Source organism: Rouxiella badensis (genome assembly GCF_002093665.1).
Taxonomy (GTDB): domain Bacteria; phylum Pseudomonadota; class Gammaproteobacteria; order Enterobacterales; family Enterobacteriaceae; genus Rouxiella; species Rouxiella badensis.
Window position 1 is genome coordinate 1 of sequence record NZ_MRWE01000018.1, and the last position, 18,441, is coordinate 18,441.

Sequence of the window (18,441 nt, forward strand, 5' to 3'; positions counted from 1 at the left end):
CCAACTCATTCTAATAATGCATAAAAACAGTATTTTATATAACAACAATATCATTTATCAATTGATTTTGTCTCGCACCTGATTATAAAAAACTCAAGATTTCTTTATGATGCTGAGTGCAATGCCGCTTCGGCAATAAAGTCTAACGGTGATTGGCCTTATTACAATAAAAAAACCAGCCATTAAGGCTGGTTTTTATGATTCGCAGGTCAGAAAGCCGTTAAGACTTACTTTTTGCCTTCCACCCACTTGCCGTCAACGAAGAACGCCGTCCAGCCTGTCGCTTTACCGTCTTTCTCAGAAGACACGTATTGCTGCTTAGTCTTCCGGCTGAAGCGCACCATCGACTTATTACCTTCTGGGTCGGCGACCGGCGCATCGGCCAGGTAGCTCAGTTTTTCAGGCAAACGGTCTTTGAAGCGCAGCAACTCTTCGACTAAAGGCGCACGCGTTTCGCGCGATTTAGGGAAGGTATTGGCCGCCAGGAACACGCCGGCAGCACCGTCACGCAGAACGAAATACGCATCGGATTTTTCACAAGGCAGTTCTGGCAGAGGCACCGGATCTTCCTTCGGCGGTGCAACATCACCGTTACGCAGGATCTTGCGAGTGTTCTTACAGGTCTCGTTGGTACAGCCCATGTATTTACCGAAACGGCCCATTTTCAGGTGCATTTCGGAACCACACTTGTCGCACTCGACAACCGGACCGTCGTAACCCTTGATGCGGAACTCGCCTTCTTCGATTTCGTAACCATCGCAGGCCGGGTTGTTACCGCAGACGTGCAGCTTGCGATTGGTATCAATCAGGTAGCTGTCCATCGCAGTACCACACTTGGTGCAGCGGCGGCGGGCGCGCAGGGCGTTGGTTTCAGCGTCGTCCCCTTCGAGAACGTTGAGAACTTCAGATTCCGGCACCAGGTTAATGGTGGTCTTACAGCGCTCTTTCGGCGGCAACGCATAGCCGGAACAGCCGAGGAACACGCCAGTGGTCGCGGTACGGATGCCCATCGGACGGCCACAGGTCGGGCAGTCGATGCTGGTCATCACCATCTGGTTCGGGCGCATTCCGCCCTCTTCCGGATCTTTTTCGGCGATTTCAAGCTGCTGGCTGAACTGGGTGAAGAAGTCATCCAGTACGCCTTTCCACTCGGCCTTATTGTTGGCGACCTCATCAAGACCGTCTTCCATGCGCGCGGTGAAGTCATAGTTCATCAGTTCGCGGAAGTTATCTTCCAGACGATCGGTAACTATCTCACCCATTTTCTCGGCATAGAAACGGCGATTCTCGACGTGCACATAGCCCCTGTCCTGAATGGTCGAAATGATCGACGCATAGGTGGACGGACGGCCAATACCGCGTTTTTCTAACTCTTTAACCAGCGACGCTTCGCTGAAACGCGCTGGCGGCTTGGTGAAGTGTTGCGTTGGCAGCAGCTGTTGCAGCTCAAGCGTACTTCCGACTTCGATAGGCGGCAGCGTGCGGTCTTCATCGCCCTTGCGTAGCGCAGGCATCACGTGGGTCCAGCCGTCAAAGCGCAAGGTACGACCTTTAGCACGCAGCGAATAGTCGCCGGCTTTCACGGTCAGCGTGGTGGAGTCATACTGTGCTGGCACCATCTGACAGGCGACGAACTGACGCCAGATCAGCTGATACAAACGCTGGGCGTCCGCTTCCATGTCTTTCAACTGCTCGGAAACCACGTTGACGTCGGAAGGACGAATCGCTTCGTGTGCTTCCTGAGAATTTTCTTTGTTGCTGTATTGGTTAGCAGTTTTCGGCAGGTATTTCTCACCGAAATTATCGTTGATGTAGCCGCGCACCATTTCTACTGCATCCTGACTCAGGTTGGTGGAGTCGGTACGCATGTAGGTAATATGACCGGCTTCATACAGACGCTGGGCCATCATCATGGTTTTCTTCACGCCAAAGCTCAGACGGGTGCTCGCCGCCTGTTGCAGCGTAGAAGTAATAAAAGGTGCACCCGGCTTACTGCTGGTCGGTTTGTCTTCGCGGTCAACGACGTCGTAGCGCGCTTTTTCGAGCAGTGCGACGGCGGCGTGAGTCTGCTCACGGTTAACCGGCTTAAACGCTTTCTCGAGGTGATGCGTCACCTCCATCTGCAGAGCGATATTCTCTTTCGACTGCAGATCGGCGTGCAGCTCCCAATACTCTTCAGGAACAAAGGCTTTGATCTCTTTTTCACGTTCGACCACCAGACGTACGGCAACGGACTGAACGCGCCCAGCCGAGAGCCCACGGGCAATCTTTTTCCACAGCAGCGGAGAAACCATGTAACCCACAACGCGGTCCATGAAACGACGCGCCTGCTGGGCATTAACGCGGGCAATATTTAGCTCACCCGGCTGTTCGAATGCCTGTTGAATGGCATTCTTGGTTATTTCATTAAAAACAACGCGGCTAAAGCGTTTATCGTCACCCCCAATCACTTCCCGCAGGTGCCATGCAATGGCTTCCCCTTCGCGGTCAAGGTCGGTTGCGAGATAGATGTGGTCGGCTTTTTCTGCGAGAGATTTTAACTCAGCGACAACCTTTTCTTTACCTGGCAATATTTCATACTGCGCAGCCCATCCGTGATACGGATCGACGCCCATACGATTAACCAGCGCGGTTTTCTCATCCTTTTTTACTTTTTTCTTTGTTTTTTCTTCGGTTGAGTCAGCGCTTTTTTTACTCGCAGAGCCACTGGTTGGTAAATCGCGGATATGACCCACGCTGGACTTAACCACGTAGTCATTTCCTAAATATTTATTAATCGTTTTGGCTTTTGCCGGGGACTCAACTATTACGAGAGCTTTGCCCATAATTACCTTTTACCTAAATTATTCTTCTCGGAAAGAAGATTTTGTCTTGTTTATGCCGCGGCACATTTAATGTCTTTTTTTATATTGCGGCAGTGAGTCAGGAGATCAACTATTTTTTTCTCTCAGCCTATCCAATCGTCCTCCAGAGGGGCAATCTCATGAATTTTAATGAGTTAAGAGCCAGAACGATGGTAAGGAAACCGCAATCATGGTCTAAAACAACCTTCGAGCGTAAACAAATCATTCCACCCGATGCCAGAAAATCCCACACTCTACCTGATAAAATTTGCCACGCAACCTAATTAGCACGTAAATGCGCTTTCTGCCAAGCTGAACATTATATGTTCAACGCTGAGTGAAGATGTCCACACACCGATTGCGGTCTTGTCCGCTGCGGGATTACAATTACGCCAATGATTATAGTGGGGAACACTTTTTATGCACACGAGCACAGCGGCAATAACTTCTGAAGCACTACTTATAGAAGCAAATAAAGCAATCCGCCAGCATGAACATTATCTACCGGGAATGATAGCAACAGAAGTCGAACAAAAAGGCGATGTGTTGGTTTTTAGCGGAGAATTCTTCCTCGACGAACAAGGATTACCGACCGCTAAAACCCCCGCAGTGTTTAATATGTTTAAACATTTGGCCCATCTTTTTTCAGATAAATACCACCTGGTAAAATAGTTTCTTTTTTAGGCGAAAAGATGCGGTTATTAATTAAAAAGAGTTAGACCGTGAGTTAATAGAAAAACGAATTTTTTGAGATTAAAAAAGGGACCGAAGTCCCTTTTAGAAAATTTACAACAGCGGCTTTTCGCTTCGCTGCAACCAGCGTAAAAATAGACGATCGGCGCTCTCTGCTGCACTGCCGGTGAACCTGTCCATCATACGTTTACGACGTGCGTAACGTACTGAGATAACCTCGTGGTTCTGCATTTCGGCAATCAGCAGATCGTCGCTGGTACCCACCGCGTCAATCAGGCCTTTTTCACGAGCCTGCGTACCGAACCAGTGCTCACCGGTTGCCACAGAATCGATGTCCAGAGAGGGACGATTCTCGTGCACGAACTCTTTAAACAACACGTGCGTTTCGTTTAAATCTTCGCGGAACTTTTCACGCCCTTCATCGGTGTTTTCACCAAACAGCGTTAAGGTGCGCTTATATTGACCGGCAGTGTGTAGCTCAACGTCGATATCGTTTTTCTTCAGCAAACGGCTGAAGTTAGGGATCTGTGCCACGACGCCAATCGAGCCGATGATGGCGAACGGTGCTGCCACGATACGGTCAGCGACGCAGGCCATCATGTAACCGCCGCTGGCTGCAACTTTGTCGACCGCAACGGTCAGGCGAATCCCCGCCTGACGCAGACGAACAAGCTGAGATGCCGCCAGACCATAACCGTGCACCACGCCGCCCGGACTTTCGAGGCGCAATAAGACTTCATCCTGTGGAGTTGCCACCGCCAGTACCGCCGAGATCTCTTCACGCAGAGAGGTGACTTCATGTGCGTCCATGCTGCCTTTAAAATCAATGACATACAAACAGGGTTTGCTGGACGTAGTACCGGTTTTTGCCTGCTGCTTTTTCGCTTTAGCGTCGGCTTTTTCCTGCTTTTTAAACGCTTTAAGGCTAAGTTTTTGTTCTGCCGGACTCAGGCGGGCGGTGCGCATTTCGCGCTGCATTTCGCGATATTCTTCACCCAGGTCGGTCAGGCGTAGCTCCCCCTTACCCGACGATTTACGGTGACGCAGCCCAATGACCAGCACAATCAGTGCGCCAATGGCCACCACGACGGTGACTATCTTGGCTAAAAACAGCCCATACAGAGAAAGTAAATCCACAGATACCGCCTTTTCACATTCTGATAAGATACGACGCCCATTCTAGACAATCGCCGTCGATGAGTCTTGTGCCAAACCGTGCTCGAAACAAAGAGACACCGCTTTTATCCCAATAATGCGTTAAATTTTCTAAACATGGTGCGGCTGGAGTTCATTTTTGTTACAAATGATCTGCGCAATCTTGGGTTAATCATTGAAAGTCATGTCCATTTAAGGCATATAACTGCAATTATTCACCCATTTTCAAAATCTATTCTGTCAATTCGTTTGGTCACGGTTGAGGTTATTGCTCCCGGCAAACGAGTTGGTTCGATGCGTTGATGGCCTCTGCCACCGCATCCTGACGCCACTTTGAGGACAAATTCAGTGCATTATCATCCTAAATCCGACCTGCTTCGCCAACGTATTATTCTGGTTACCGGTGCAGGCGATGGTATCGGCCGTGAAGCCGCACTCACCTACGCCCGCTTCGGTGCGCAGGTTATTTTGCTTGGCCGTACCGAAAGCAAACTGGTTAGCGTTCAGCAAGAGATTGCCCAACAGGGTTGGCACCCTGCCGAGTACCTCACGCTCGACCTGCTGCATGCTTCGCAGGAAGACTGCCAGCGCGTGGCCGACCGTATCGCAGAATGGGTTCCCCGCCTCGACGGCGTGCTGCACAACGCCGGTTTGTTGAGTGAAATTGTTCCGGTCAGCGACATCAAACTGCAAGACTGGCACGACGTGATGCAGGTAAACGTCAACGCAGCCTTTATGCTGACCCAGAGCCTGTTGCCTCTATTATTGAAATCTGCCAGCTCATCGCTGGTCTTTACCAGCTCAAGCGTGGGCCGCGAAGGCCGCAGCGGTTGGGGCGCCTATTCCGTCTCCAAGTTCGCTACCGAGGGGCTTATGCAGGTGCTAGCAGACGAGTACAAACATACCAACCTGCGGGTTAACTGCATCAATCCGGGCGGAACACGCACCAGTATGCGGGCATCTGCATTCCCGGATGAAAACAGCCAAAAACTGAAAACACCTGCCGATATCATGCCACTTTACTTGTATCTGATGGGTGACGACAGCCGCCGGAAAACCGGCACCAGTTTCGACGCACAGCCCGGCCGTAAAGCCGGCCCTGCGGAATAATTCAGGCGAAAACAATGAGCGCAGACAGACACCAGCAGCGACAACAAAAGCTTAAAGAACAGGTCGATGCACGTATTGAGGCGGCAAAAGAAACGCGCGGCATTCTTATCGTGCTGACGGGGAACGGCAAAGGTAAAACGACCGGCGCTTTCGGGACCGTTACCCGCGCCGTAGGCCATGGGTTGCGCGCGGGTGTCATCCAGTTTATCAAAGGTGAATGGCCGAACGGCGAGCGAAATCTGCTTGAGCCGCACGGCGTCGAATTTCAGGTGATGGCCACCGGTTTTACCTGGGAAACTCAGAATAAAGAGACGGACACGCTGGCGTGTCAGGCCGTCTGGCAGCACGGTAAACGCATGCTGGCCGATAGCTCGCTTGATTTAGTCGTGCTTGACGAACTGACCTACATGCTGAGTTTTGGCTATCTGGATTTACAAGAAGTCATTGATGCGCTAAATGCACGCCCTGCCCACCAGACGGTTATCATCACCGGCCGTGGATGCCATCGCGACCTGCTTGAACTGGCCGATACCGTGAGCGAACTACGCCCCGTCAAACACGCCTTCGACGCAGGCATCATGGCCCAACAGGGTATCGACTGGTAGACCGGGCCTGATTATCGAAACAAAAAAACCGCAGCACAATGGCTGCGGTTTTTTTTGGCTGACGTCGATCAGCGCTTGCCTGGACCGCTGCTGCGACGAGCAGGAGCAACCTGAGTATGGCGTTTTACCGCACGGCGAATCTGATTCGCCTTCACGCGGCGGCGATCGCGCTCAACCGGCATCTTGCTCACGGTTTCTTCGGTCATGTCTACCAGCTGACGCAGGTAGTTGATGTCCGGCAGATCCAGCTCTTTATAGCCGCCGCGAGGCAGGCCTTTAGGCAGGTTAAGATCGCCGTAGCGAACGCGGATAAGACGGCTAACCTGTACGCCAACGGCTTCCCACAGACGACGTACTTCGCGGTTACGCCCTTCGGTCAGAGTCACGTTGTACCACTGATTCAGGCCTTCACCGCCCTGATATTTGATGGTGCGGAAAGCGGCAGGACCGTCTTCCAGCTGTACGCCACGGCTCAGCTGTTTGATTTTCTCATCGTCAATCTGGCCAAACACGCGCACAGCGTATTCGCGCTCAACTTCGCGGCTTGGGTGCATCAGGCGGTTAGCCAGCTCACCGTCGGTGGTGAACAGCAGTAAACCTGAAGTGTTGACGTCAAGACGACCCACGGCAACCCAGCGCGAACCGCGCATTTTTGGCAGCCTGTCGAACACGGTCGGACGACCTTCAGGATCACTGCGGGTACAGAGTTCGCCTTCTGGTTTGTAGTACGCCAGCACGCGGCAGACAGTGTCTTCCGCTTCAAGAATCGACAGCACGTGGCCATCGAGACGGATTTTGGTGCCTGCGGTCAGTTCAACGCGATCGCCGAGGGTGGAAATCTTACCGTCAACGCTGACGCGGCCAGCCTGAATCATCGCTTCAACTTCACGACGAGAGCCGTGACCTGCACGGGCTAATACCTTTTGCAGCTTTTCGCTCTGCAGGCCATCGCCATCGTCACGTGCGTTTTTAGGCTTTTCGTACTTTGGCGCTTCTTCTGCTTCGTCATCACTGACTTTTTTCACCACCAGGGACTCGTTACGCGGCTTATTGCTGCGCGGTTTGTCGCCCTGTGGTTTACCGTTACGTGGTTTGTCACCGCGTGGCTTATCGGTTCGACCTTTATCGGCACCGGATTTATCCGCGGCAGGCTTGCCACCACGAACGGTTTCAATACGGGATTTATCCGCACCCGGCTTTTTGCCGCGCGGCTTATCCGACTCGCTGCGCTGAGAACGCGGCTTGTCAGACGAATATTTTTCGTTTTTTTGCTTACTGGAATTAAACTTCTCGCTCATTGAGCAGCCTCTTTTGTCGCCTTCACAGGCGTCGGGGGGAGCGGATGGCGCGATGAATAACATCACCCACCCACTAGAATACAGTGACTTAGCATTAGTAAAAAGTCAGCCGACTATTATACACATTTATTAGTCGAGTGTACTTATGATTGTCTAACAAATCGGCTAACTTTCACGCATCTTTGCGTTGGCTTCGATAACTCAGCGGAACGGTACAGGATCGCCAGCCCCTTCGCGTACCACTTCTGGCACAGAGTCTGTCAGGTCAATAACGGTGGTTGGCTGCTGGCCAATCGAACCGCCGTCAAGAATGAGGTCCACCAGCTTGCCGATGTTGTCCTTGATCTCTTCCGGGTCCGACTCGGCGAAGTCATTACCCGGCAGCATCAGGGTGGTCGACATCAACGGTTCTCCAAGCACGTCAAGCAACGCCAGCGCAATTGGATTGGAAGGTACGCGCAGCCCGATAGTCTTGCGCTTGTCGTTCATCAGACGGCGTGGCACTTCTTTGGTCGCCTTGAGAATGAACGTGTAATTGCCGGGGGTATTATTTTTGATCAACCGGAAAGCCGTGTTGTCGACATAGGCATAGGTTGACAGTTCGGACAAGTCGCGGCAGACCAGCGTAAAGTTGTGCGTGCCGTCAAGTTGACGAATACGGCAAATGCGTTCCATAGACGCCTTGTCTTCCAGACGGCAGCCCAGCGCATAGCCTGAGTCGGTCGGATAAACAATCACGCAGCCTTTACGCAGCATGTCGACGGCCTGGTTAACCAATCGCGGCTGCGGGTTCTCAGGGTGAACGTAAAAATATTGACTCATAGCAAATCCTCTTCACTTAATAAGGCGCCGGGCTATCAATCCCATGTCATTTGAGCTGCAACAAGGCGGTTATAGAGTACAGCCAATGCAGTTGCAGCCTCAAGGACGAAGGACGGGCCAGTCTTTCCAGACGGCCTCGACGTTGGCCGGTAACCAAAGCTTGCGGCCCAGCTCAATCCACGAGCAGGGCTGATGGAAATCAGACCCCTGCGACGCCAATAAATGATAATCTCGGGAAAAAGCGGCGTGCTGCGCTCGCTCATGAGGCGCTTGCTGACACTGCGCGACTTCCATCGCGTCGCCGCCCTGCTCGGCAAAGTAGGCAAGCAGGCGCTTTAACCACTTGGTTGACAGGTCGTAACGTCCTGGATGTGCCACGACCGCCTGCCCACCAGATTGATGAATAACATCAATAGCTTCTTTTATTGTACACCACTGTGGCGGAACGTAACCGGTATTGCCCTTGGCGAGGTATTTTTTAAACACCTTAGCGATGTTCTCGGCAGCACCGACTTCAACCAGATAACGCGCAAAGTGAGCTCGCGTAACCGCCCCGCCCTGTGCATGACGTAGTGCGCCTTCCCATGCACCTTCGATGCGTGCCTTGGCCAGCCGGCGACCTATCTCTTGTGCACGCTCGACGCGCAACCGCGCCTGATTCTCAAGCAACGCAATCATCGCCGGATGCTCAGGGTCGATGCGCAAACCAACAATATGGATCTCGTGATTTTCCCATAGCGTGGAAATTTCAACGCCGTTGATCAGTTGAAGCGGCAGATTGTGCGCCTCGATGGCCGCCGCTGCACGAGCCAGCCCTTCGGTGCTGTCGTGATCGGTAATAGCTAAAACGCCGACGCGCATGTCGACCGCACGCTTGACCAGTTCTTCGGGCGTCAGGTAGCCGTCTGAGGCGGTGGTGTGGCTGTGCAGGTCATAAAGGGTGAATGCGGGATTGTCGGATAAACTGGATGTCATAATAATTACAGAAAGACCGGTTATAAAAAACTGTCCCTATCATAACGCGGATGCCTTTGTGGAGTTACCGCTATCTCGATTATTGGCCTGAACAGCATGGTTTTTGAGCAACTCCGCCCCAGATTTGCGCACAACGCCCTTTTTGCCTAAAGAATGTCAAAAAGGAGGTTGACTTTACATCAATGAACTAGTTAACTAGTACGCAAGTTCACAGCACGCTGTGACAACCGAATTCAGGCAAGCACAACTTACTAGAGTGACTGATGATGAAAACCAACATGACTTCTTCTAACAGCTGGTGGCGCGCCTCCCCAACGCGGGCGGTGTAATCGCGCATAGCTGTCATCAGACGCTGCAGATACCCGAAGCCCGCTCATTGCGGGTTTTTTTGTGGATAAATTTTAGGAAAAATCATGAGTAATCAACGATATAAATTAGAATTACTGACATCACAAGGAAGTCACCGTGGCGATCCTACGGCAATTTTCCACCAGCTGTGCGGCGCTCGCCCTGCAACGCTGCTGCTCGAGAGTGCTGAAATCAATACCAAGCAGAGCCTGAAGAGCCTGCTTATCGTCGACAGCGCGCTGCGCATCACCGCACTGGGTCGCGTCGTCAATATCCAGGCGCTGACGACCAACGGTGCATCCCTGCTGCCGCTGCTCGATGCGTCTCTGCCTGCCGATGTGCAGAACGTGGCGCGTCCAAACGGTCGCGAGCTGACCTTCCCGGTCATCGACACTCTTCAGGATGAAGATGCCCGCCTGCGTTCTCAGTCAGTGTTCGACGCGCTGCGCAACGTGCTCAATTTGGTGGAGTCACCGGAAGATGAGCGCGAGGCGATGTTCCTCGGTGGCCTCTTCGCCTACGATCTGGTGGCCGGATTCGAAGATCTTCCGCAGCTTCGTGCCGATCAGCGCTGTCCGGACTTCTGCTTCTATTTGGCCGAAACCCTGCTGGTTCTCGACCATCAGAAGCGCACTAGCCGTTTGCAGGCCAGCCTGTTTACGCCTGACCAGGAAGAGAAACAGCGCCTGACCGAACGTCTTGAGCAGCTGCAACATCAACTGCAACAGCCGCCACACACTATTCCGCACCAGACCGTGAACGACATGCAGCTCAGCTGCAATCAGAGCGATGAAGTGTTCGGTGGCGTGGTCGAGCAGATGAAAGAGGCGATTCGTGCCGGTGAAATCTTCCAGGTTGTGCCTTCACGCCGCTTCTCACTGCCTTGCCCTGCACCGCTGGCAGCCTATGAAACGCTGAAAAACAGCAACCCAAGTCCTTATATGTTCTTCATGCAGGACAACGATTTCACCCTGTTCGGTGCGTCTCCTGAGAGCGCGCTGAAATATGACGCGACCAACCGTCAGATTGAAATTTATCCGATTGCAGGCACCCGTCCTCGTGGCCGCCGTGCCGATGGTTCGCTTGATGCAGACCTCGACAGCCGTATCGAGCTGGAAATGCGTACCGACCACAAAGAGTTGGCCGAACACCTGATGCTGGTTGACCTGGCACGCAACGATCTGGCGCGCATCTGTGAACCAGGCAGCCGCTACGTCGCCGACCTGACCAAGGTTGACCGTTACTCCGTCGTGATGCATCTGGTCTCTCGCGTTGTCGGCACACTGCGTGCCGATCTCGACGTACTGCACGCCTATCAGGCGGTAATGAATATGGGCACGTTGACCGGTGCACCAAAAGTACGCGCCATGCAGCTGATTGCAGAGTCTGAAGGCACTCGCCGCGGCAGCTACGGCGGCGCGGTGGGCTACTTCACCGCTCACGGCGACCTTGATACCTGTATCGTCATTCGTTCTGCCTACGTTGAAGACGGCGTTGCCACCGTACAGGCAGGCGGCGGCGTCGTGCTCGACTCCGTTCCGCAGGCAGAAGCCGACGAAACCCGTAATAAAGCCCGTGCCGTGCTGCGTGCCATCGCCACAGCTCATCATGTTAAAGAGGTGTTTTAAGATGGCCGATATTTTACTTCTCGACAACGTAGACTCCTTTACCTACAACCTGGTAGACCAGCTGCGCTCAAGCGGCCACAACGTGGTGATTTACCGTAACCATATTCCGGCCGAGATCATCATCGAAAAGCTTAGTCAGTTGGAAAAGCCTGTTCTGCTGCTGTCACCGGGTCCTGGTTCGCCATCAGAGGCGGGCTGCATGCCTGAACTGCTGCGCCGTCTGCGCGGTCAGCTGCCGATTATCGGCATCTGCCTTGGCCATCAGGCGATTGTTGAAACCTACGGCGGTCACGTTGGGCAAGCAGGCGAAATCCTGCACGGTAAAGCCTCTTCGATTACCCACGACAATGAAGGGATGTTTGCAGGCATGAACAACCCGCTGCCAGTAGCGCGCTATCACTCATTGGTCGGGAGCCAAATTCCCGATGGGCTGACGGTCAACGCCCGCTTCGGTGACATGGTGATGGCCGTTCGCCATGAAGAAGACCGCGTGTGCGGCTTCCAATTCCACCCGGAATCAATTCTAACTTCTCAGGGCGCCCGTCTGCTGGAACAGACATTGGCCTGGGCTTTGGCGTAACAAGGAGTCGTCATGGAAACGCAAAAAATTGCAGGTATTCTGGAAAACCTTTACCAGGCACAGCCGATGACTCAGGAAGAGAGCCAAACGTTGTTCAGCGCCATTGTTAAGGGCGAGCTCGAGCCTGCGCAGCTGGCCGCTGCACTGATCAGCATGAAAGTGCGCGGCGAGCAGCCGGCTGAAATCGCCGGGGCCGCCCAGGCGTTACTGGCCGATGCCGAGCCATTTCCGCGTCCAGACTATGCGTTTGCCGATATCGTCGGAACCGGCGGTGACGGCACCAACAGCATTAATATCTCGACCGCCAGCGCCTTCGTCGCCGCTGCCTGCGGCGCTCGCGTCGCCAAGCACGGCAACCGCAGCGTCTCAAGTCGCTCGGGTTCTTCCGATCTGCTGGCGGCGTTCGGTATTCGTCTTGATATGCCCGCCGCCGAGTCCCGCGCGGCGCTGGACGACCTTGGCGTGTGCTTCCTGTTCGCGCCGCAGTATCACACCGGTTTTCGCCACGCGATGCCGGTCCGTAAGGCGCTGAAGACCCGCACGCTGTTTAACGTTTTGGGCCCATTGATTAACCCGGCCAGACCGCCTCTGGCGCTGATTGGCGTCTACAGCCCAGAGCTGGTCCGCCCGATCGCCGAAACACTGCGCACGCTGGGCTATGAGCGTGCAGCCGTGGTACACGGTGGCGGCATGGATGAGGTAGCCATCCACGCACCGACTCAGGTTGCCGAACTAAAAAACGGTGAAATCGAGACCTATGAACTGACGCCACAGGACTTTGGTTTGGAAAATTATCCGATAACCGCCCTGCTCGGCGGCGAGCCAGAAGAAAACCGTGACATTCTGGCACGCTTGTTACAAGGTAAAGGTGACCCTGCCCACGAGGCGGCCGTGGCCGCCAATGTCGCCATGTTATTGCGACTTTTCGGGCAGGAAGATTTAAAACAAAACGCACAAAAAGCTTTGGCAGTAATGCGCAGCGGGGAACCCTTCCGACGCGTTACCGCATTGGCAGCAAGAGGATAAGTGATGCAGCAGGAAACCGTGCTCCACAAGATTGTCCGCGATAAAGAAGTTTGGGTCGCGGCACGTAAAGAACAGCAACCCCTGGCCAGTTTTCAGAACGAAATCAAACCAAGCCAGCGCAGCTTCTATCACGCGCTACAGGGTGCCAGAACCGCTTTTATTCTTGAATGCAAAAAAGCCTCTCCGTCGAAAGGCACCCTCCGCAATAATTTTGATCCGGTTGAAATTGCAGGCGTTTACAAGAATTTCGCCTCCGCCATTTCTGTCCTGACCGACGAGAAATACTTTCAGGGCAGCTTTGATTTTCTGCCGCTGGTGAGCGCCGAAGTGACTCAGCCGGTGCTGTGCAAAGACTTTATCATCGACCCTTATCAGATCCATCTGGCGCGTTTCTATCAGGCAGATGCCATCCTGCTGATGCTGTCGGTTCTGGACGACGAGCAATATGTCCAGCTCGCCGCCGTGGCCCACAGCCTGAACATGGGTGTTCTGACCGAAGCAAGTAATGAAGAAGAACTTGAACGCGCGGTGCAGCTGAAGGCCAAGGTCGTTGGCATCAACAACCGCGACCTGCGCGACCTGTCTATCGATTTGAACCGTACCCGCGAGCTGGCACCCCGCGTGCCGCACGGCGTGACGGTGATCAGTGAGTCTGGCATCAACGACTACGCGCAAATTCGTGAGTTAAGCCGTTTCGCCAATGGCTTCCTGATTGGCAGCGCGCTGATGTCCGAAGCAAACCTGAACAGCGCGGTACGCCGCGTGCTGCTCGGCGAAAATAAAGTCTGTGGACTGACTCGCCCCCAGGACGCCAACGTCGCCTATCAGGCCGGTGCCATCTACGGTGGACTGATTTTCGTTGCAGCCTCTCCGCGCTTTGTAGACAGCGCGCAGGCTCGACAAGTTCAGAGCGGAGCGCCGCTGAAATACGTGGGTGTGTTCCGCGATGCGGAGAAAGCCGAGGTGGCAGAGAAAGCCAAGACGCTGAATCTGTTTGCCGTACAGCTGCACGGTGATGAAGATCAGACTTACATCAATCATCTGCGTGAAATTCTGCCGCACAATTGTCAAATCTGGAAAGCGCTGAGCGTCAAAGATTCTATTCCGGCCCGCAACCTCGAACACGTTGAACGCTACGTGCTCGACAACGGCAAAGGCGGCACCGGCCAGCGTTTTGACTGGAGCAAGCTGGCGGGTGAAAAGCTCGATAACGTGCTGCTGGCCGGTGGCCTGGGCGCGGACAACTGCGTAGAGGCAGCCCAACTTGGCTGCGCCGGACTGGATTTCAATTCAGGTGTTGAAAGCGAACCTGGCATCAAAGATGCGGACAAAATTACTGCCGTATTCCAGACGCTACGCGCTTACTAAATGAGTGTTATAGGAAGAGACAACATGACTTTACTTAATCCCTACTTCGGCGAATTTGGCGGCATGTATGTGCCGCAAATTCTGATGCCAGCGCTTATCCAACTGGAAGAAGCCTTTGTTAACGCACAGCGCGACCCCGAATTTCAGGCAGAATTTATCGACCTGCTGAAGAACTATGCTGGCCGTCCGACCGCATTGACGCTGTGCAAAAACCTGACCGAAGGTACTAATACCAAGCTGTATCTGAAGCGCGAAGACCTGCTGCACGGCGGCGCGCATAAAACCAACCAGGTGCTGGGTCAGGCCCTGCTGGCAAAACGCATGGGCAAAACCGAAATTATCGCCGAAACCGGTGCCGGTCAACACGGCGTAGCGTCCGCACTGGCCTGCGCCCTGCTTGGCCTGAAATGCCGCATCTATATGGGCGCTAAAGACGTCGAACGTCAGTCTCCGAACGTGTTCCGTATGCGTTTGATGGGTGCCGAAGTCATCCCTGTGCACAGCGGCTCCGCAACGCTGAAAGATGCGTGCAACGAGGCACTGCGCGACTGGTCTGGCAGCTATGAGAAATCACACTACATGCTGGGCACCGCCGCAGGCCCGCACCCTTACCCCACTATCGTGCGTGAATTCCAGCGCATGATCAGTGAAGAAACCAAGGCGCAGATGCAGGAGCGCGAAGGTTGTCTGCCTGACGCCGTTATTGCCTGTGTGGGCGGAGGTTCCAACGCTATCGGTATGTTTGCCGACTTTATTGACGACACCGCCGTGAAGCTGATTGGCGTCGAGCCTGCGGGGCTGGGTATTGAAACCGGCCACCACGGTGCACCACTCAAGCATGCGCCGGTCGGCATCTACTTCGGTATGAAAGCCCCGATGATGCAAACCGATGAAGGCCAGATTGAGGAATCTTACTCCATTTCTGCCGGTCTGGACTTCCCGTCCGTTGGACCGCAGCACGCCTATCTCAACAGCATTGGCCGCGCCGAATATGTGTCGATTACCGACGACGAAGCGCTGGAGGCCTTCAAGGCGCTGTCGCGCCACGAAGGGATTATTCCTGCGCTTGAGTCTTCTCACGCGCTGGCTTATGCATTGAAACTGATTAAACAAGACCCGCAGAAAGAACAGATCCTGGTGGTGAGCCTTTCTGGCCGCGGTGATAAAGACATCTTTACCGTTCACGACATCCTGACTGCCCGGGGAGAAATCTGATGGAACGCTATCAACAACTTTTCAAGCGTTTAGAAAGCCAAAACGAAGGCGCGTTTGTTCCCTTCGTGACGCTGGGTGACCCGAATCCCGAACTGTCTCTGGCGATTGTCGATACCTTGATTGAAGCCGGTGCCGACGCGCTGGAGCTGGGGATTCCGTTCTCTGACCCGCTGGCCGACGGCCCGACCATTCAGAATGCCAACCTGCGCGCTTTCGCGTCGGGCGTAACGCCTACGATTTGCTTTGACATGCTGGCTAAAATTCGCGAAAAGCATGCGGATATTCCGATGGGCCTGCTGATGTACGCCAACCTGGTGTTCCATAACGGCATCGACGAGTTTTATGCCAAATGCGCCAAGGCAGGCGTGGACTCTGTGCTGGTCGCAGACGTGCCGCTTGAAGAGTCTGCGCCGTTCCGAGCCGCTGCGATGCGTCACGGCGTGGCACCTATCTTCATCTGCCCACCCAATGCGAGCGATAACCTGCTGCGTGAGATTGCCTCACACGGCCGTGGATATACCTATCTGCTTTCCCGCGCTGGCGTAACCGGCACGGAGAAGCGCGCAATTACGCCTCTCAATCATCTGGTAGACAAGCTGCGTGAATACAATGCGGCACCGCCACTACAGGGTTTCGGTATTTCCGAACCTTCACAGGTGAAAGAGACGCTGGCTGCCGGTGCGGCAGGAGCTATTTCAGGCTCAGCGACCGTGCGCATCATCGAAAACAATCAGGATAATCCTGCCGAGATGCTCGCTCAGCTGTCCCGCTTCGTCTCAGAGATGAAGGCCGCCACCCGCCGCTAAGCACAAGCATTAGCGTTAAAAAGCCCCGTTCATGCTGTGATCGGGGCTTTATTTTTTTCAAAGTTTTTAACTTTTTTACCTGCTGAAATTGTCTATCCCGCACTTTTCAACCACACTTATTTGACTGATTGTTTATTATGCTTAATCAGGTACTTGTCGGTTTATAAGAAAAATCGCGCGTATTTATTACGGTGAGTTTATTAGTTTCTGATAACACATGCATGGAGAGTAAAATTATGAAGCTATTAAAAAGTCTTTCAGCAATTTGCATGGCAGCCGTCGTGGTCACCGCATTGGCAGCCTGTGCACCTACGGCAAAACAGGAAGGCACCGGCGGATATATCGATGACACCGTGGTAACCACCAAGGTTAAATCAGCCCTGCTGGCCGATAAAAACATCAAGTCGCGTGAAATCAGCGTTGAGACCTTCAAGGGTCGCGTTCAGCTGAGCGGATTTGTCACCTCTGCGTCTGAAGCTCAAAGAGCCGTTGTCGTGACGGAGGGCGTTGCTGGCGTGCGTTCCGTTGAGAACGATACCCAAATTAAATAATGCGTTAATACAGTAAGACGAAAGGCGTCTCTTTAGACGCCTTTTCTGTTTTAGCTTGCCGAGGCCGTGCTAAAAACCGTGCTTAGAACTTGTAACCCACGGCGAACATGAACACCCATGGATTGAGCTGCGTACTCACCGACTGTTGCTCGCCACCCGCCTTGAAGCGTGCGGTGGTGTCGATGTCCATCCACCAGACCGAGGCATTCAGCAGCCAGTTGCGATTGATGTTGTAGTCGACCCCCGCCTGACCCGCCCAACCCCACGAATGTTTCATGCTCAGGTCAGACAGTCCGGCATTGGAGCCGGTTTCGTTAAAGCGCGCATGATAGAAGGTGGTGTAGTTAACGCCGACGCCGACATACGGACGCAGTGTGTCTTCTTTATCACCAAAATAATACTGCGCCATCAGCGTTGGCGGCAGTTGACGCACGGTGGCGATATCGCCCATTCCATTGAGGCCGATTTTATGCCTGAAAGGGGTTGCGGCCAGCAGTTCGGTACCGATGTTATCAGTCCACATGTAACCTAAAGTCAGGCCCATCTGGGTGTTGTTGCTGGCATTAAACGATCCCAGCGAACCCAGTACGCTCGGCGAATTTGCCGAAGGTCTTACCGTTGCGGTACCGACGCGAACAATTACATCCCCGGCCTGATTGGCACTGGCTACCGTTGGCAAAACGGCTGCGGCGAGCAGTGCCCAATGTGCTGCTTTCATTATCCATTCCCTCGTTGTGGTTATTTACGGGTATTTAGCCATACTCCGCAAAGTTTTAGCCGTATCGAGGTCAGGTTTTTATATGAAAACTGATGTAAATGCACATTGTTAAATTGATTCTAACTTACTAATAACAAAGGCATTGATCTGGATCAAAAAATGCTTTTTTTAATCTTTACGACTGGCAATGAAATATCAGTTGTGGAAAAAATCGGGAGCGCGTAATTTGCTTTCTCACAGTTTGTTTTTGGTTTTACGTTTCCGTTTTCGGTAGCTTCCAAGATGAGCGATATTGATAATCCCTGCGTGTCCTGCGGCGCATGTTGCGCCTATTTCCGTGTATCTTTTTACTGGGCTGAATCTGAAGAGGCAGGCGGCGTCGTTCCGCAAGCGTTAACAGAGCAAGTCACCCCTTTCCTGAGCTGTATGCAAGGCACCAATGTTCCCAAGTCGCCGCGATGTGTGGCGCTTGACGGTGAAATTGGCAAATCGGTTTCCTGTTCCATCTATCTGAACCGTCCAACGCCTTGCCGTGAGTTTGACCAGTCTGGTCTCAACGACGTTGCCAACGAAGCCTGCGATCGCGCACGTGCACGCTATGGTTTACCGCCATTAATGCAGGCCGTCTCGCTGGCGACACTTGCCGTTTAGTCAGAGGTCAGAAAGAGATGACAAAAAAAACGCCGGAAATTTCCGGCGT

At 53.4% G+C, this 18,441-nt stretch carries 15 protein-coding genes, 1 pseudogene and 1 other annotated feature; of the genes and pseudogenes, 10 read left to right on the forward strand and 6 right to left on the reverse strand.

What is annotated here, in order from left to right; genetic code table 11:
• Positions 1 to 227 precede the first annotated feature (227 nt).
• A complete protein-coding gene (gene topA, locus BS640_RS11975) occupies positions 228 to 2,825 on the reverse strand; it encodes a type I DNA topoisomerase (protein WP_017493823.1) in 2,598 nt (865 codons plus the stop codon).
• Between the two features lie 438 nt (positions 2,826 to 3,263).
• Here topA and BS640_RS11980 point away from each other — a divergent pair, with 438 nt between their 5' ends.
• Positions 3,264 to 3,515 (forward strand): YciN family protein, encoded by a 252-nt coding sequence (locus BS640_RS11980; protein ID WP_084912638.1) that lies wholly within the window; start codon positions 3,264 to 3,266, stop codon positions 3,513 to 3,515.
• Positions 3,516 to 3,629: 114 nt separating this feature from the next.
• Here BS640_RS11980 and sohB read toward each other — a convergent pair whose 3' ends face one another.
• Positions 3,630 to 4,673: a protease SohB gene (sohB, locus tag BS640_RS11985; protein WP_084912639.1), complete on the reverse strand. Its 1,044-nt coding sequence runs from the start codon at positions 4,671 to 4,673 to the stop codon at positions 3,630 to 3,632.
• A 366-nt stretch (positions 4,674 to 5,039) separates the two neighbouring features.
• On the opposite strand from sohB, the gene BS640_RS11990 reads away from it, so the two are divergent.
• Together BS640_RS11990 and cobO are read left to right on the forward strand one after the other, a co-directional pair.
• On the forward strand, positions 5,040 to 5,801 hold the full coding sequence (locus tag BS640_RS11990; protein WP_017494287.1) for a YciK family oxidoreductase: 762 nt from the start codon (positions 5,040 to 5,042) through the stop codon (positions 5,799 to 5,801).
• A 14-nt stretch (positions 5,802 to 5,815) separates the two neighbouring features.
• Positions 5,816 to 6,406, forward strand: a complete 591-nt coding sequence (cobO, locus tag BS640_RS11995; RefSeq protein WP_017494286.1) for a cob(I)yrinic acid a,c-diamide adenosyltransferase — start codon at positions 5,816 to 5,818, stop codon at positions 6,404 to 6,406.
• Positions 6,407 to 6,474: 68 nt separating this feature from the next.
• Here the strand turns inward: cobO and rluB are convergent, their stop codons facing one another.
• From rluB to rnm, 3 genes are all read right to left on the reverse strand, one after another.
• Complete coding sequence (gene rluB / locus BS640_RS12000; RefSeq protein ID WP_026110845.1) at positions 6,475 to 7,350, reverse strand: 23S rRNA pseudouridine(2605) synthase RluB; 876 nt, start codon at positions 7,348 to 7,350, stop codon at positions 6,475 to 6,477.
• 555 nt (positions 7,351 to 7,905) lie between these two features.
• Positions 7,906 to 8,526, reverse strand: coding sequence for an L-threonylcarbamoyladenylate synthase (locus BS640_RS12005; protein ID WP_017494284.1), 621 nt, complete (start codon positions 8,524 to 8,526; stop codon positions 7,906 to 7,908).
• A 99-nt stretch (positions 8,527 to 8,625) separates the two neighbouring features.
• Positions 8,626 to 9,501 carry an RNase RNM gene (gene rnm / locus BS640_RS12010; RefSeq protein WP_084912640.1) on the reverse strand — a complete coding sequence of 292 codons (876 nt, stop codon included), beginning with the start codon at positions 9,499 to 9,501 and terminating at the stop codon, positions 8,626 to 8,628.
• 290 nt (positions 9,502 to 9,791) lie between these two features.
• Positions 9,792 to 9,893 (forward strand) — a sequence feature (Trp leader region).
• 21 nt (positions 9,894 to 9,914) lie between these two features.
• Between rnm and BS640_RS12015 the strand changes: the two genes are divergently transcribed.
• The 6 genes and pseudogenes from BS640_RS12015 (at position 9,915) to BS640_RS12045 (ending at position 17,023) form a co-directional block, all read left to right on the forward strand.
• Entirely contained in the window at positions 9,915 to 11,477 is a 1,563-nt protein-coding gene (locus tag BS640_RS12015) for an anthranilate synthase component 1 (RefSeq protein WP_017493446.1), read from the forward strand.
• Position 11,478: 1 nt separating this feature from the next.
• Positions 11,479 to 13,083 (forward strand): annotated as a pseudogene (gene trpD, locus BS640_RS22255) (bifunctional anthranilate synthase glutamate amidotransferase component TrpG/anthranilate phosphoribosyltransferase TrpD).
• Between the two features lie 3 nt (positions 13,084 to 13,086).
• Positions 13,087 to 14,451, forward strand: coding sequence for a bifunctional indole-3-glycerol-phosphate synthase TrpC/phosphoribosylanthranilate isomerase TrpF (gene trpCF, locus BS640_RS12030; protein ID WP_084912642.1), 1,365 nt, complete (start codon positions 13,087 to 13,089; stop codon positions 14,449 to 14,451).
• A gap of 24 nt (positions 14,452 to 14,475) precedes the next feature.
• Complete coding sequence (gene trpB / locus BS640_RS12035) at positions 14,476 to 15,666, forward strand: tryptophan synthase subunit beta (RefSeq protein WP_017493450.1); 1,191 nt, start codon at positions 14,476 to 14,478, stop codon at positions 15,664 to 15,666.
• Positions 15,666 to 16,472 (forward strand): tryptophan synthase subunit alpha, encoded by an 807-nt coding sequence (trpA, locus tag BS640_RS12040; protein ID WP_017493451.1) that lies wholly within the window; start codon positions 15,666 to 15,668, stop codon positions 16,470 to 16,472. Before trpB ends, trpA begins: the two co-directional genes overlap by 1 nt.
• A 236-nt stretch (positions 16,473 to 16,708) precedes the next feature.
• Entirely contained in the window at positions 16,709 to 17,023 is a 315-nt protein-coding gene (locus tag BS640_RS12045) for a BON domain-containing protein (protein WP_017493452.1), read from the forward strand.
• Positions 17,024 to 17,105: 82 nt separating this feature from the next.
• On the opposite strand, the gene ompW is transcribed toward BS640_RS12045, so the two are convergent.
• The gene (gene ompW, locus BS640_RS12050) at positions 17,106 to 17,741 is read right to left on the reverse strand and encodes an outer membrane protein OmpW (RefSeq protein ID WP_017493453.1); all 636 of its coding nucleotides are present in this window, start codon (positions 17,739 to 17,741) and stop codon (positions 17,106 to 17,108) included.
• A gap of 282 nt (positions 17,742 to 18,023) precedes the next feature.
• Here ompW and BS640_RS12055 point away from each other — a divergent pair, with 282 nt between their 5' ends.
• On the forward strand, positions 18,024 to 18,392 hold the full coding sequence (locus BS640_RS12055) for a YkgJ family cysteine cluster protein (RefSeq protein ID WP_017493454.1): 369 nt from the start codon (positions 18,024 to 18,026) through the stop codon (positions 18,390 to 18,392).
• Positions 18,393 to 18,441 lie beyond the last annotated feature (49 nt).

Coding starts and splice junctions, on each gene's coding strand:
- BS640_RS11980 (WP_084912638.1), top strand. CDS start 3,264: ATGCACACGAGCACAGCGGCAATAACTTCTGAAGCACTACTTATAGAA.
- trpB (WP_017493450.1), top strand. CDS start 14,476: ATGACTTTACTTAATCCCTACTTCGGCGAATTTGGCGGCATGTATGTG.
- BS640_RS12045 (WP_017493452.1), top strand. CDS start 16,709: ATGAAGCTATTAAAAAGTCTTTCAGCAATTTGCATGGCAGCCGTCGTG.
- rnm (WP_084912640.1), bottom strand. CDS start 9,501: ATGACATCCAGTTTATCCGACAATCCCGCATTCACCCTTTATGACCTG.
- BS640_RS12055 (WP_017493454.1), top strand. CDS start 18,024: ATGAGCGATATTGATAATCCCTGCGTGTCCTGCGGCGCATGTTGCGCC.
- trpCF (WP_084912642.1), top strand. CDS start 13,087: ATGCAGCAGGAAACCGTGCTCCACAAGATTGTCCGCGATAAAGAAGTT.
- BS640_RS12015 (WP_017493446.1), top strand. CDS start 9,915: ATGAGTAATCAACGATATAAATTAGAATTACTGACATCACAAGGAAGT.
- ompW (WP_017493453.1), bottom strand. CDS start 17,741: ATGAAAGCAGCACATTGGGCACTGCTCGCCGCAGCCGTTTTGCCAACG.
- topA (WP_017493823.1), bottom strand. CDS start 2,825: ATGGGCAAAGCTCTCGTAATAGTTGAGTCCCCGGCAAAAGCCAAAACG.
- BS640_RS12005 (WP_017494284.1), bottom strand. CDS start 8,526: ATGAGTCAATATTTTTACGTTCACCCTGAGAACCCGCAGCCGCGATTG.
- cobO (WP_017494286.1), top strand. CDS start 5,816: ATGAGCGCAGACAGACACCAGCAGCGACAACAAAAGCTTAAAGAACAG.
- trpA (WP_017493451.1), top strand. CDS start 15,666: ATGGAACGCTATCAACAACTTTTCAAGCGTTTAGAAAGCCAAAACGAA.